This is a genomic window from Schleiferilactobacillus perolens DSM 12744, from assembly GCF_001435585.1.
Lineage (GTDB): Bacteria > Bacillota > Bacilli > Lactobacillales > Lactobacillaceae > Schleiferilactobacillus > Schleiferilactobacillus perolens.
In genome coordinates this window covers 354,787-369,695 of the sequence record NZ_AZEC01000001.1, presented here as the reverse complement: position 1 = coordinate 369,695, position 14,909 = coordinate 354,787, and the positions used below count along the sequence as shown (strand labels likewise).

At 48.4% G+C, this 14,909-nt stretch carries 13 protein-coding genes; 1 reads left to right on the top strand and 12 read right to left on the bottom strand.

From position 1 onward, the window contains the following. Window positions 1-174: 174 nt before the first annotated feature. The 12 genes from FD09_RS01530 to FD09_RS01475 all read right to left on the bottom strand — a co-directional run bounded on the left by FD09_RS01530 (window position 175) and on the right by FD09_RS01475 (window position 13,576). Window positions 175-1,557, bottom strand: a complete 1,383-nt coding sequence (locus FD09_RS01530; RefSeq protein ID WP_057817558.1) for a PTS sugar transporter subunit IIC — start codon at window positions 1,555-1,557, stop codon at window positions 175-177. Window positions 1,558-1,812: 255 nt separating this feature from the next. Beyond that, window positions 1,813-2,460 (bottom strand): pyroglutamyl-peptidase I, encoded by a 648-nt coding sequence (gene pcp, locus FD09_RS01525; RefSeq protein WP_057817556.1) that lies wholly within the window; start codon window positions 2,458-2,460, stop codon window positions 1,813-1,815. Window positions 2,461-2,484: 24 nt separating this feature from the next. Beyond that, window positions 2,485-3,636: a glycoside hydrolase family 88 protein gene (locus FD09_RS01520; RefSeq protein ID WP_057817554.1), complete on the bottom strand. Its 1,152-nt coding sequence runs from the start codon at window positions 3,634-3,636 to the stop codon at window positions 2,485-2,487. 14 nt (window positions 3,637-3,650) lie between these two features. Continuing rightward, a complete protein-coding gene (locus tag FD09_RS01515) occupies window positions 3,651-4,622 on the bottom strand; it encodes a LacI family DNA-binding transcriptional regulator (RefSeq protein WP_057817552.1) in 972 nt (323 codons plus the stop codon). A 51-nt stretch (window positions 4,623-4,673) separates the two neighbouring features. Further along, a complete protein-coding gene (locus FD09_RS01510) occupies window positions 4,674-5,504 on the bottom strand; it encodes a carbohydrate ABC transporter permease (RefSeq protein ID WP_057817550.1) in 831 nt (276 codons plus the stop codon). Continuing rightward, a complete protein-coding gene (locus FD09_RS01505) occupies window positions 5,494-6,378 on the bottom strand; it encodes a carbohydrate ABC transporter permease (protein ID WP_057817548.1) in 885 nt (294 codons plus the stop codon). The genes FD09_RS01510 and FD09_RS01505 overlap by 11 nt, the downstream gene beginning before the upstream one ends. Window positions 6,379-6,665: 287 nt before the next feature. Next, complete coding sequence (locus FD09_RS01500; protein ID WP_057817546.1) at window positions 6,666-8,009, bottom strand: ABC transporter substrate-binding protein; 1,344 nt, start codon at window positions 8,007-8,009, stop codon at window positions 6,666-6,668. Between the two features lie 240 nt (window positions 8,010-8,249). Next, window positions 8,250-8,549 carry a helix-turn-helix domain-containing protein gene (locus FD09_RS01495; protein WP_235812184.1) on the bottom strand — a complete coding sequence of 100 codons (300 nt, stop codon included), beginning with the start codon at window positions 8,547-8,549 and terminating at the stop codon, window positions 8,250-8,252. Window positions 8,550-8,770: 221 nt separating this feature from the next. Beyond that, a complete protein-coding gene (locus tag FD09_RS01490) occupies window positions 8,771-10,033 on the bottom strand; it encodes a hypothetical protein (protein ID WP_057817545.1) in 1,263 nt (420 codons plus the stop codon). A 298-nt stretch (window positions 10,034-10,331) separates the two neighbouring features. Further along, window positions 10,332-11,474, bottom strand: a complete 1,143-nt coding sequence (locus FD09_RS01485) for a hypothetical protein (protein ID WP_057817543.1) — start codon at window positions 11,472-11,474, stop codon at window positions 10,332-10,334. 103 nt (window positions 11,475-11,577) lie between these two features. Next, a complete protein-coding gene (locus FD09_RS01480) occupies window positions 11,578-11,850 on the bottom strand; it encodes a type II toxin-antitoxin system RelB/DinJ family antitoxin (protein ID WP_057817541.1) in 273 nt (90 codons plus the stop codon). Between the two features lie 391 nt (window positions 11,851-12,241). Beyond that, window positions 12,242-13,576 (bottom strand): PTS sugar transporter subunit IIC, encoded by a 1,335-nt coding sequence (locus tag FD09_RS01475; protein ID WP_057817540.1) that lies wholly within the window; start codon window positions 13,574-13,576, stop codon window positions 12,242-12,244. A gap of 402 nt (window positions 13,577-13,978) precedes the next feature. Here FD09_RS01475 and FD09_RS01470 point away from each other — a divergent pair, with 402 nt between their 5' ends. Then, the gene (locus FD09_RS01470) at window positions 13,979-14,827 is read left to right on the top strand and encodes a PRD domain-containing protein (protein WP_057817538.1); all 849 of its coding nucleotides are present in this window, start codon (window positions 13,979-13,981) and stop codon (window positions 14,825-14,827) included. Window positions 14,828-14,909: the final 82 nt, after the last annotated feature.

Below are 14,909 nucleotides of genomic sequence, written 5' to 3'. Positions count from 1 at the left end.
CCCTGCTGAAATGCTAATTGCTTTCATTCCAGTTCGCTTATAGTATCAGGTAACCGTTCTCATGGCAAATGCTCAAAAACTGAAATTTCTTACCAAAATCACGTCATACTGGCATTTTTGGCAAAAAGAATACCCATCTAACAAAATCGTTAGATGGGCATTCAAGAAAATTGGTTAATTAGCCGCCTCATGTGTGGTGGCAGTATCCTTTGCTTCTGCGATATCGTCTGCTAATTGACTTGGATCTTCACCCCGCTCAATCGCCAGGTTTTGACGATCTTGGATACGGGCGAAGGGGAACCAGATGACGCAAGAAAGCACCAGCATTAATGCTTGCCAGAGCATGAACTTCCAACCATCCGTTCCGCCGATGATCAATCCCGAAATAATCGCTGGCGTGGTCCAAGGCACTGTCACACCGGACAGGACGGGTAAGATTTTCAACCAGATGGCGAGATACGTCAGCATACCAGTCACCAATGGTGTAATGATGAAAGGCGGAATCAGTACCGGATTCAACACAATGGGAATCCCGAAAAGCAATGGCTCGTTAATGTTGAAAATTGCCGGGCCAAGAGCAAGCTTGCCAAGGTCTTTGAGCATTTTAGACTTGGCAAAAAATAGCATGAACACGACCAATCCAATTGTGACGCCAGAACCAGTGACTGTCACAAACTGGTCAATAATCGGTTGGACAAAGACATGGCCCCGGGCTTCCAATGCTGCGCGTCCACCTTCTTGGAATAGTTTGATATTCTCCAATGTGTTGGCCGACAAAACCGGGCCTAAAATACCGCCCACAACGATTGGCCCGTGGATCCCAAACGACCACAAGAAAGAAATTAAGAAGATATAGACAAACAGTCCCACCGCATTATCGGTGAGCCCTTGCAACGGTGTTTGAATGACCCGGTAAATAGCATCCACCATAGTCATGTGGAAAACACCATCGAAGAAGATATAAATGCCAAAAGCCAAGGTCATAATGACTGCGGCCGGAATCAAAGCGGTAAAGGCACCAGTGACGTTGGCAGGTACTTGGTCCGGGAGTTTAATTCGAATATCCCGTTTCAAGAACCAAGAATAAATCCACCCGACGACCGCACCCAAGATAATCGCGGCAATCATCCCTTTACCACCAGTCCAAGACTTATCAATGACACCAGTGGCAGTAGCGATTACTTTGGTCCCAGAAGTATTCATCACTTGTTTAATTGGCGTTAATGTAATGACGTAGGCCACCATCCCCAGTATCCCAGCTGGCAGGCCTTGGAACCCGTCTTCTTTTACCCATTGATAGGCAATCGCAAATACCGAAATCAGCGCAATGAGATCGTATGTGGCCCCAGTGACCTGCGCGAACCGCATCGTCCAGCCAGTTTTCATAAAGAAATCGGAGACGGATGGTACCGGGAAATTCGAGAGTAACAAGAAAATTGAACCGACGATCGTCAATGGCATGGTATAGATTAACCCGTTCTTCATTGACGAGATGACTTTTGTATTGGAAAACTTCAGCACAGCGGGTAATAGTTTGTCATTCACCCAATTTTTCATTGGTATGTCCCTCCCCAAGGGCACAGTCTGTTTACAGCGGTTTGCGTAAACAGGCAGCAACGAGAAATGATACTGCTGTGGGTTGGTCCATGCGGCTATTGATCGGCCACCACTTCCTTTGTATGGATAGTCCAAGAATTCTTCACAAGTCTAGTGTAACGAATCGGACGCCCTGAATGCAAGCGGTTACATCAATCCCACTTAAAAAACGGTCGCGACTGATAACGACCGTTTCGTGTTGGTACTGTTCACCGATTATGCGATGGTGCCTTCAATGGTTTTAATGTCACCTTGGCCATCCCGAGCCACGATTGCCGCAATGGCTGCCGTGATGCCTTTGACATCATCGGCCAGCGACAAACTCGGCGTACCAGGTCGATTCACAACCTGATCCGGTAAAAACGGAATATGCATGAAACCTGCCTTGATATCCGGGAATTCTTTATCCCGCATATACTGTACCTGGTACATGATGTGGTTGCAGACATAGGTCCCGGCGGTGTTGGATACTGCGCTGGGGATGCCAGCTTCACGAATTTCCCGGACCATCGCTTTAATCGGCAGTTGCGTGAAGTAGGCAGTCTGCCCGTCTGCGTGAATGGTGTGATCCACTGGTTGATAACCGGCATTATCGGCAATGCGGCCGTCGTCCAAATTGATGGCCACCCGCTCCGGCGTCAAGGCAAAGCGCCCGCCGGCTTGACCGATGTTCAGGACGTAATCAGGATGTTCCGCCGCAATGGCCGTGTGCACAACTTGCGCGGATACATTAAACTTGGTGGGAATCTCCAATTTAATAATTGTTGCGCCAGCAATGATTGCCGGCAATCGTTTCACGGCCTCAATCGCTGGATTAATTTTATCCGCGCCAAAAGGGTCAAACCCAGTCACAAGAATCTTCATCCGCATCCACTCCTTTGCTCTTTGTCAGTTTAGCACATCTGGCACCGCCCAGATGGAGAATGGATCTCCGGCCATTTTCATCAAGGTTTCGATAAAGAAAAAGTCGGCATAAATGATGGGCACATTTCTTTCTCCACTCTGATCATCGCTGGTATACGAACCGGTGCAATCCTGGACAATCCCATCCCGCTCTGGATCCAGATCGATGCGGGTCTGATTGTGTAAAATCAGCTCTTCGGCCGCCGCCCGATATTGCGGATCATGCGTCAACTCACTCAACGTGACCAAGCCACTGGCCGCGATCATCGCCGCAGATAAATCATGGGTACCATTGTCCGGTGCATTGAAATCCGCCGGGATGAACCAGTTGAACTTCTTGGCCTGTTGGATAAAGTATGCGGCAATTGTTTTAGCCATCGCCAAGTAGCGGACAAATCCGGTCTGCTGGTAGACCAACACAAAACCGTACAATGCCCAGCCTTGCCCCCGGGTCCAAGACGATTCGGGTGAATAGCCCTGGCCTTGGGGATAATTGGCCACGCCGCCGCACTGCGGATCGTACCCCACAATGTGGTAGGCACTGCCATCGGGCCGAATATGATGCGCCAGCGCGGTATCCGCGTGGGCGACGGCAATCTGGGCAAAGCGCGGATCATGCAACTCACGACTCGCCCAGAACAACAGATTCAAGTTCATCATGCTGTCGATTATTACCCAACCTTCCCGGCCCGGCTGATTCCAGCAGCGCAGGAAACGGCCTTGGGGATTGTAGCGGCCGGCTAAGACCGTGGCCGCCAGCAATGCTTCCTGGTAGGCTTTATCTGACCCCGTGATGCGATAGTCGGCCACAGTGGTATGCAGCGCGACGAAGCCAATATCGTGATCAATTGTCGTAAATTGGCGGAAGCGGGTCATTAGGTGGTCGCTATCCTGGCGGGCCCGCTCAACAAAGGCCTGGTTGGGATGCACTTGGTTCAGTTCCCATAGTATCCCCGCAAAGAACCCATTGGTCCACCAGGTCACATCCTGGCCGCGGTCTTCTTGATACACACCGTCTTTGGCGGCATATGGAATCTTGGCGCCTAAGCGCGCTAGTTCAGCAGTCACTTTGGTATTTGCTTGATCCAGCAGGTGTTGGGCACCGACCTGGTCTAAAGACCACTTGCTGTCCGTCATCATTTCTCCTCTTTTCACGATTGCCGGACTGAGCCTCGGGAGATCAATTCAGCCGGAATCAATTGATGGATGGTGGTTGTCACTTCTTCATTTTGCAACTGTAAATACTGGTCAACGACGGCTTTGGCCCACTTCTGATGGTTAAAGCCCACCGTAGTCAGCCCCGGCAGCGCAAATGCCCCCATGAGGACATCATCAAACCCGGTCACCGACAAATCTTGACCCACCGTGAGGCCCCGTTCAAAAGCAGCGCGGTAAATCCCGAAGGCCATGGCGTCGTTTAGACAAATGAACGCATCATACTGGTCCATCAGTTTTTGACCTAATTGATATGCCTTCTGGCTGGAAAAGTAGCCGGGATAAACGATCTCGTCAAAGTTGATATCCGGTCGCTGCGTCGCAAAAAGTTCACGCAAAGCGGTCAGTCGCTGCGTATTGTTATACGACGCCTTTCGCCCCGCAATGATACAGACCCGCTGGTGTACACTGCGCTGCATTTCAGCAAAGATCAGCTGCATGCCGCCAGCATTATCGGTCATAATACTCATGGATTGCTCGGCGGTTGCCCCGGCCAAGAAGATTGTGGGCCGGTTCAACGCGAGAATCTGTTGCCGCCGTTTGTTCGTCAGTCCGAGATCCAGGACGATGATGCCGCTGAACAAATCTGATTGCTGCAACTCCGGCAGCACTTGACTCGTCGTAAGCATTTGGTAGCCGGCTTTTTGAAATTGTTCCTCCAAAATTTGCAGTAAATCGTTGTTGGTATCCGTTTCGTAGGAATCGACCAACGCGCATACTAATTGGGACGACTGCCGGACAAGAATTTGGGCCGATAAGAACGGCGTATAATTCATCGTTCGTGCAATTTTTTGAATTTTCTTCCGAGTGGCCTCACTGACGCCTGTTCCCCCGTTCAAGGCGTACGAAACCGTTGCGGTTGACACCCCAGCCGCTTTGGCAATGTCTTTAATATTGGTCCTCACCATGTTCACCCTATTTCGTTGTATTGCATTTGCTTAAATAGTACACCTCCAGGCTTATTTAATCGCTGATGCCACGTTGTTCGAACGGAATTTGCGTTGTAGCAAAATGTATAGAATGACGATCGGGACAACAGATGTGGCCAGCACGGACATCAGTGCGCCGTAGTTCAATGACTTGTACGTATTTTGCGTCATATTTTGAATCACCAGCGGCACCGTGAACTTCTTCGGATCACTCAAGATAATAAGTGGGAAAAGGTAGGCATTCCAGTAGCCCATAAACGTGAGCAGGCCAGTGGTCAAGATGGCTGGCTGTAAGACTGGCACGGCGATTCGCCGGAAAATCATGAATTCCGAGGCGCCATCAATCCGCGCCGACTCCATCAATTCTGTGGGAAAATCCATGGCGTATTGGCGCATCATGAAGACCGACGTAGTGGAAGCCAAGCTGGGTAAAATGACCCCGGTGTACGTGTTGGTCAGGTTCATCCGGCTCAAAATGTAGAAAGTCGGGATAATCAAGGCAAATTGTGGCACCATTCGCGCAATCATGACCAAGTAAAAGATCAAATTACCGCCGCGGAAACGGTACTTGGCGAGGACGTAACCGGCCAACGTGGTGATCACGGTAGAAATTGTCGTCCCAATCACCGTAATGATCACCGAGTTCAGCAGAACTTGCGTATATTGGTAATCCTTTTGCACCTCTTGCAGGTTCTTCAGGAAGTAATTGCCAAAACCGAAGAAGGGATTTTTACCCAAAATCACTTCGTTGTTCTGCGTCGCGGCTAGAATCATGTAAACATAAGGCGCGATGAAGATAATCATCCCAATGATCAATACCGCATAGACGATAATGGCATTCAGTCTGTGTTTACGCGTCATTGCGCTTACCTCCAATCTTGAACTGAATCAGTGACAGAATTACCGCGACAATCACCATCGTCCAGGCAATCGCCGACGCCTTCCCGTAATCGACCAGTTCAAAACTTGTCTTATACAGGTTGACCCCCACGGTAACCGCAGAGTTTTCTGGACCATAGGAGTTCTTGAATAAGATGTTCGGTGTTTCAAAGGCCCCCAACCCATTGATCGTGCTGAGAATCACGCCAAGCAGGATGACTGGTTTCAACGAGGGAATGGTGATGGAGAAGAATTGGCGCATCTTGCTGGCGCCATCGATTTCGGCACTTTCATAAATTTCACTGGAAATATTCTGCAGGCCAGCCAGGAACATGACCGTATAGAACCCAATGTTCAGCCAGATGGAAATGATAATGATCGAAATCCGCGCCCAGAACGGATCGGTTAACCACGGAATGGGCTGGCCGCCCAGGTGCGTCACCACATTGTTCAGCAAACCAGTGGGATTGTAGAACGTCAGGAACACAGAAGCCACGGCCACGACGGAGGTGACTGCCGGTAAATAGTAACTCGTCCGGAAGAATCCTTGGCCGTGCACATGGGGTAAATTGAGCAGCACCGCGAACAATAACGAGAGAAAAATCGTGATGGGAATGGAACCAATCATGAAGATAAAGGTGTTGGCATAGGACTGGAGGAACAGCGGATCCTTGAAAACCGCGATGAAGTTCTTCAAGCCGATGAAGTCGATCTTGTCGCCGATACTGGCAAAGCTGAAATACAAAGACATCAGTGTCGGTATTAAGATCGTCACGACGAAGAACAGCAGGAAAGGAAGAATCATCAACCAGGCTGCGCCGGTATATTTTGATAGTCCGTGCTTTTGTTTTTCCATGATAATCTCCTTTAAAAAAGCGGGGGTGGGATAAAATCCTGCCTGATGGGGCCGTGCCAAAGCTGCGCAATCTCCGGTGGCAGAGGGCTGGAACGTGGTGATGGCGCTTTGAGCCCGCTGAGGAACGCGGTCTCAAAGTCGCCTAACAGTATATAAACTTGGCCAGGACCGGGCCAAGTTTATTACTGTTCCCACCACTGAGCCCCCTGCCACCTACGATTGCTCCGCATTGGCACTATAGCCATCAGGATTCAGGATTTTGTCCCAACCCCGCCGTGACGAATTACTTACTTCACCACTTTGATGCTGTACTTGTCAGCAAAGAGTTGTGCCTGTTTATCGAGTGCTGCTTTTGGTGCAGTACCGTTCTTCTTCACGTCGTAGCTGGCGGCGGCAAGGTACGTATCCAGGTCGCTGACATACGGATAGGAATAAACGGTTAAACTGTCTAGCGTGATCTTGTTCATCTCTTGGGTCAGCTTTTGACCACCGTAATAAGCAAAACCTTCGTTAGCTGCCGCTGACTTGTACGCCGTCGTATTGGCCGGTAAACCAGCCAGCTTGATATAAGCATCCAGAGAACTCTTATCCGTCAGCATAAAGGTCAAGAATTGCATGGCCGCTAAACCATTCTTGGATTTCTTCGGTACGTAGTAGGAGGAACCGCCGTTAGCCGGTTGAATGACTTTATCGCTGGCATTCACCAATGGCAGTGCCCGGACGCGCCAGTCGCCCTTTTCGTTGGGATAGCTTTCTTGTTGCATGGAAGCGAACCAACCGCCGGCCTGAATAATACCAGTCTGTTGACCAATCTTCAGATAGTCGGCCATATTACCGTAAGACACAATATTAGCGTCCTGAATCTTCTTCAGAATGGAATAAGCTTTGATTACTTTCGGGTTAGAAATGTCGACGGCTCCGTTCTTGTCGATCAACGGTGCGCCCAACTGCATGGCGATGTTCTTGACGGTATCCAAGTCACCGGTATCGCGCATGAACATCAAGTTCTTGCCGGTCTTTTCCTTCAGCGTCTTCCCGGCATCAATCATTTGATCCCAAGTCTTCACATCAGCAAAGTTAATCCCAGCCTTCTTGAAGAGGGCGTCATTATAGAAAAGCACCGTGGTCCCCCAGTCGTTGGGGAAGCCGTAAACCTTCTTATCCGGTGCGATACTCTTGGCATAATTCATCTTGGCGGTATAGAAATCATCGCCATACTTCTTCACAAAACCGTAGTCCTGAGATGAGTAGAAGTCTTTGGAGAACTTGCTCATCACTGCGCCAGCGTTGCTATCCTGTAAGAAAACCAGATCTGGCATGCTCTGTTTTGCAACCAGCATCGGCGTGATCTTTTGCACCATGGGTACGGCCGGTGCCACATCGGTCGGGTTCAACTTCAAGTCCGTACCATATTTCTTGTTGTACAACTTCAACGAAGCCTTCAGCCAATCGGTATTCTTCCCTTTGGCCACATAGGCTGTGAGTGTCCCCGACTTCACCCGCTTAGAACTCAATGTGGGATTTGCTGGGGTGCTGCTGGAACTACTATTACTGCTCCCGCTGCCGCACGCAGCCAGCGTCAGAGCAACAACGGCGGCCATGACACCGCCAAACATTCGATGCAACTTCATTTGGATAATCTCCCCTCGGTGATCGTTTTGTAATCGTTATCATTTCTACGATTTTCATCTTAAACGTTTAAGTTTTTCGTGTCAACAGTTTTTGCTCAAAAGAACACGTTACCGTTTTCAATGTTCTCTGGAAAGGCTTTGTCCACGCGGGCTTGTGAGGAAAAAATTTGGCATAAAAAAACGGCCATCTTTTTCGGATGACCGCCTTGTGGTGCATGTTTTCCTCAATCCACAAGTAATTTATACTTTGCTGATGATTTTCGGGTCTTGTTCAACGATCTGTAACAACCGGCGATCGCTGCCACTTGGTTCACTGCGGCCAGCTTCCCATGATTCAACAGTGCGCGGTGATACGGCTAACATGTGTGCCAAGACTCGCTGTGTCACAGCGACACTGTGCCGGATAGCCTTAATTTGCGCTGGTGTGAATTTAGGCGGATCAGTAAGGGGCAACGTATCGATAATCACTTTGCTGTCGTCTCCATCGATATATGCATCCAGTTGGTCCATGGTTTTGTCGAAATATTCGTCATTATTCACCGTAATAGCCTCCGATCGCGCAAACGACTAATCGTCTTTCTCAATCGCTTCTTTGGCTTCTCAGTTGGATTTGATTGTTCCTTATGCGCACAAAGCGTAGATAGCCATGCACTCCATATATGTACGAATTGATCGTATACGAAAAAGATCGTGGATGTCAACATTGTCCTTTACAAATAGATACGCAAAACATTTCAGTTTGTGCATAACGGTCAGAATAATCAACTGAACCAAAGATCGGCAACGGCATCTTCATCTTTCAGACTCTTCTGTACAACCTTCGCCAACCGCGGCGTATAGTGCTCGGAGATGTTGAAGGACTCACACTTGGTTGCTAACAATAGATGCAGCGTAAGCTGATTCTTCTGCCAATACCGGCTGAATGCCACATCATTAGCCGCCATGCTTTGATACCCACGATTTCGGCTCAACCCTAGCTGTTTTGCGATATCAGTGGTTGACTGCCCTTCAATCATCCCTTGTCTAAAGGACACTGCCCGATTAGGAAGCAGTGTCTTCTCAAAAGCATTCAAATCGAACGTCTTTCCTTGTTGTAATGCATGGTAGGTGTTGATATTCTCAATCAGCGCCTGATCCGAAACAGCCTGCAATTCTCCCATCGTCTGTTCTCTTGATAGTCCAAAGTCTGCTTCAAGAAATCGGCTAATTGCTTGAATCCATGTTGGCAAACCTCCGTACAAATTTTCTTGACCAACACTGTTCTGATCACGAGTAGATTGACGATGAATCAGTACTCTTAGAACAGAATAGCGCGCGCTTGTTAAGAAGTCGGAACACGTCGTGGTGTACACAATCCCGTTCCTGCGTTCGATTTCCTCGCTAAGTTCTCTATGCGTTGTCGTCAGGAGAGGCGCGATAACCGTAACTGGTGTAGCTGCAATCTTGGGAGATGTCAACAACAATGCGCGTTGAGCGTAATCATCCAAAATTTCCAGAATTTGATCGCGCCGCTTGATTCCAATGCTCCGACCGCGCAAAACAAGGACCAACTTTTCTGGCGTCAGGTCACTCAACTTCTCAACTGCAGCAGACCTGAATGCATTCAGTAATCCTGGTTGCCGCATATCTGAGAAAATATCGGCCACCGTTGTCTCATCTTTGGCAAGCATCACAGGTAGATTGGTCACCCGTTGCTCAGTCACACTGTTTTCGAACCCATGGATACGGACAAGCACTTGGTCTAATTGGTGCACCAGAACAGTATCCTGACTGTTTTGAATAAGTGGCGTGAGTACATCTATGATCCGCTGAACCTTTGCAGGCCCAATCCCCGGCGTTTGGATCACTTGAATCACAATGCGTGGCGTGATTTCTCGTGCCGTCCAAATTCTCAACTTTTCGAAAGCATCAATAATCGTCCGATCTGACGAATAATCAAATAATCCGTTTATTCTCAGCGTTCCTATCGCGTTGTTGGATTCAATCCTCACGGCGTCTTCTACTTCGTTGTTCTCGTAATCCATGGGCCATCCCCTTGTGCAGATTTTAAGAGTTCACTCCCCCATTGACGGTCATTGTACCATCTCATCGTGACTGCATTACGCATTGTTGGTAAAACAGGTTTCTGCATAAACGGTTATCACACAGAGCATCAGGTCGTGTTTTGCACACGGAAAGAGTCAAAGAAAACGGCCATCCAACTGAGGGTGGCCGCCATATACAACGGTTGGTAAGACCGTTGCGGTGAATGATTGTCGTTTCTTTTGCCTGTTTGTATAATATCATCGACCAAATAAATCATCAACGCATTTATCTTTCCTGTTACGTGGACCGGGGCTGGTATAGGTAACATTTATCGGGTCCAATCCGCTGAACTTTAAGCGTCCCCTTTTGCATCAACGCAGCCACCAACCGGTTACTTTTCTCCTCAATCAACCCGGATTCTGTATTCACATCCAAGGAATACTTCCGTTCCATGTTTTGGACAAACTGCGCCACGGGTTTAAAATACAGCGGCTGATTGTGTCCGCGATAAGCGATAAAGTACATGATCACCAAATAATCCACATCGTCTGAGGAAATATACTCCGGTATTTGGCCATCAAACGCTTCGCTCAAGTCTTGTTTGGCCTGTTCCAAGAGTTGTTGCTTTCTTTCTTCAACGCTCAATTGATGATCGATTATGTGGGTATTTCGCGCCTGTCGCTGCTCTTCCAGCCACTTCTGGGCAAAGTTCAGACCGCTAGCGTCGTCTGACTCATCATCTTCTTGTGCGTCTGACAAATCGAAGAATTGTACTCCGTTTTCGATACCTGTGGTGCCTCGGATTTTTCCAAAACGTGGTGCCCATAACTTTTTATTATGGTTAGAACTGACATTATTGCCCTGTTGCGCAATTCGTTCCCGCCGGGCAGCTTCTTCCTCTTCTGCGCGCAGTCGCATTAAGCCATCATAAATGGCATCCATATCCTGTGCGTAAGGTGGCAAATCAGCATGCCGAAAAGATTCAATGCGTTTCAAATTCGGACTCTCGATATAATCCTGCGCTTCTAGGTAATCTTCGGTCGGAAAACGCACGCCATGGCTAAATGGAATCAAAATTTCATCCAACGTCAAATTGATCCGCTTGACACCCTTGTTAATTTCTCTAATCAATGACGGAGCAATGTTAGTGTGCTGGGCAAAATGGGTCGAACCAAGTTTCAGGATTCGGCCAGTCTCAGTATCTTTCAAGATGTACTGGTATCTCAACGGTCGTCCACATTCACAACGCAACTTCAGCTTTCTCCCAGGATCATCAATCATGTCCACAAACTCAAAATGTTCGCCGTCCTGATACAAAGAGTTGAAAAACAAAGACTTCATGCGACCTAATTTTTGCTGATGCAATACTTCCAGCTGCTCAGCAGTCATCGCGGTCATAATGGCGTCTCGTTGGGATTGGGTCAGGGTTTCACTGAACATTATATTCACCTCACGATTTTACAAAAGAAGGCTTGCTCAGTTCTTACTTTACCCGATATTGATCATTTTGCCCACTAAATAACTCACAAACTCCACCGATTGCTTAGTTAGAATTCAAGCTATGCCACCAAGCGTCAACGGTATCGAATTCTTCACTCTCACCGCGTGCAATTTGATTCAGGGCAATCGTGGTGGCACGGTCCAAAGGATCCATTGTATCGGGAACAAACGGGAGTCGTTTGTCCTGAACCACTTGCGCCAAATAAAGCGTAATGGCAGTGGTCATATCCAGTCCTAAATCATCCAAAACCCGAGTGACTTGTTCTTTAAGCTTGGCATCCACACGCACGTTAATCCGGTCATTTTCGTTTGTCATGGTCTCGCCTCCATTTGAGTCTTATTGTGCGCGTACCACCAACAAATAGGCAAGTAAAAACCCCACTGTTCCCAGTGAGGCTGAAAACGAGCACGGAGACGTCCCGTGCTAAGACTAACATGTCAGATACAAAGCCTCTGCCGGGCAACGTGACGTTTTCCAATCACGTCTAGCAGTTTTGACGACGGCTGGTATCAGCGTCATCTGCCCGCTGCTCTCATTATTCAAAATTGGACTAGGATTGTCAATTAGGCTGCTGGCAATTTAATAATTGAGGGACACTTGTGGAAGATAGATTACGCACTTTTCGATCAAATGTTTATCAGCGCAATCCGTTGTCGCACATGGCCTAAGCACACTTTTTTGGCCTTCTAAGTGTCAAAACCTTCAATCATGAATGGGCCATCGCATGCGCGTCTGAACTGTCCATTTCGACTTCTTCATCTGGTAAGCCGGCTTCCTCCCGCAAATACTGATTATCCAGCATTTTCACGAATGGATAATAGATGGCACAACCAAGGATCAGCAGACCAATTTGGTACACTGAAGCGATGAGACTCCCCGTAGACAAATACCCGGAGAATCCCACCGGCGTGGTCCACGGCAGCGCCACCCCGTTGGTGTAGGGTATCCAGCCAAGCTTCGTCACCAGTGTCGAAAGCAGCAGGTTCACGAGCGGCACCAGGTTAAACGGAATTAAAATGATCGGGTTCAACACAACCGGCAAACCGAAGATGATTGGCTCGTTGATGCCGAAAAACCCCGGCACAATCGCCAGCTTGCCCAACTTGTTGATCCGTTCTGACTTGCAAAACAGCACCATAACGATCACCAGCGACAGCGTACTGCCCCCGCCGCCGAAATTGGTGAAGAAATTGGAAAAGGGGTCGGTGAAGATATTGGGCAGATGTTTACCAGCTTGGAAAGCCTCTAGATTTTCCATTGTCAACACCTTGGTTACCGGGCCGAACACTGAATTGGCCACGGCCGGGCCATTGATACCAAAGGACCAGAACACCGTACATGCCAGGCCATAAATAATATTGGCCGTGAGGGTGTTGCCGGCACCTTTCAATGGTGTCTGCAAAATTCTGAAAATGAATTGGTGAACTGTCCCAAATGGGGTCAGACTAAAACCGATCCGGATAAAGAAGAAGGCCAAGATCACCAGGCCGCTGGGAATAAGTGCTGCAAAGGAGTCAGTGACTGCAGGCGGCACGCCATCGGGCATGTGAATCGTCCAGCCGCGTTTGGTAGCAAACACGTATAATCGAGTAGCCACCAAGGCGACAATGATCCCCAAGAAGATACCATCGGTGCCCAGATAGGTCATGTCTAAACCGACGATGGGATCGCCGCCTTTAATGTTAATGGTGGTCGGCGTCAAAATGATGAACGCCACCATTGCACTGCCAGCGACTTGAACCGCATCAGTCTTGAGTGCTCGCCCATAGGCATAGGCGGTCCCGAAGCAGCTTAAATAACCCACCATGTTGAACACGGCCCGGGACACGTTGGCAAACCACCCCTGCCAACCCTTGCCAAGCAGGCCAGCCCAGAAGTTTTCCCAACCAGGAATGGGAAAGTTGTTGAACAAAAGAAATAATGAGGCCACGATAATTAATGGCGTGGTGATCAAAAAGCCATCCCGAATTGCTAACAGAACCCGGTTTCTCCCCAGTTTGATCGCAATTGGCATGAGCAGTTTTTCCACGATATTGAGCATGAAATTCTCCCCTTTCACAACTCTTTTTTGATATAAAAGTATTGCTCACTATTTAACGTAACCGTTTGCAAAGCACTCGTCAACCTTATTTTTGCCCTTAATTTCCGATCAATTTTGAGATCTTAAATTATCGGTCAGCTGAGTGCTTTAAACCTGCGTACCATCAGGCTCTATACCTATGGTTTTATGTTTTGACTCATTTCCAGCAGCAATACTTATCGAATTTTTTTGAAATTTATCCTTGACAGCGCTTGCTTACATCGGTTAGGATTGAAACCGTAATCAATTGGACGTGTTACTGATTAGGTTCAGGCATCAGCCCACAGCACAGGCCACCAAAGCATTGTTTGCTTTGCATCGGTCGTACTGTGGGTTTTCGTTTTTAAAGGGATGGGTGAGTGCGTGTTTTTCGTTAAAAGTCTCGGCAACAATGGCGCTTTAACCAAGGACGAAACCGGTCAAGAGTATGTGGTCATTGGCAAAGGTGTCGGGTTTGGCAAGAAGTGTGGCGAAGAGATTTCCGCAGATAAGATTCAACGCCGCTTCGTCACAGATGCGGCAAACCACACAGAACTTAATGAGCTGGCACACTTCGCACCACAAGCGGTGGAAATCACTGAGCAAATTGTCAAAGATAGCGAGGCGGCCTTGCCTGTCTCATTTACCCGCACCCAGTACCTTGGCCTCATTGATCACATGGATTTGGTGCTCAAGCGGCTGCAACAGGGCCTGGTACTGACCGACAATGGCACGACCTGGATGATTAAACAGCTTTATCCGCCTGAATACGAGTTGGCCACTAAGTTGTACCAATTGATCCAGGATGATTACATCAAGCAGCCTGCGTTCACCAAGGCGGAGATCCCAGCCATCGTTTTGCACATCGTCAATGCTGAAAATAAGCAGACTCATGTGCAAGATACCATGCTGATGACGCAACTGATCGCCGGTATTGTCGCCATTGTCCAATTTGCCCACGGTCAAGCATTGGATGTGTCATCCTTCAGCTACAACCGGTTCATTGCTCATCTGCAATCATTTATTATTCGCCGGCTGAACGGATTGACCAATACTGATCCAGAGCCAGAACTGGACCCGGCGATCGTCCAATTGATTCAAACTAAATACCATGATGCGTATGTCACGGTCGAACGAATTGAGCATTATCTGGCCGTCCAACAGCATTGGCAGTTATCACTGAACGAAAAAGTGTATCTCACTTTACACGTTTGGCGTGTTACGCATCGTTAATCATCGACACAATTGGTGTGTTAGAGTATCACACTCGCATTAGCCAAGTCGGTTCCCTCTGAAATTCCAATTTTAGGAGGCG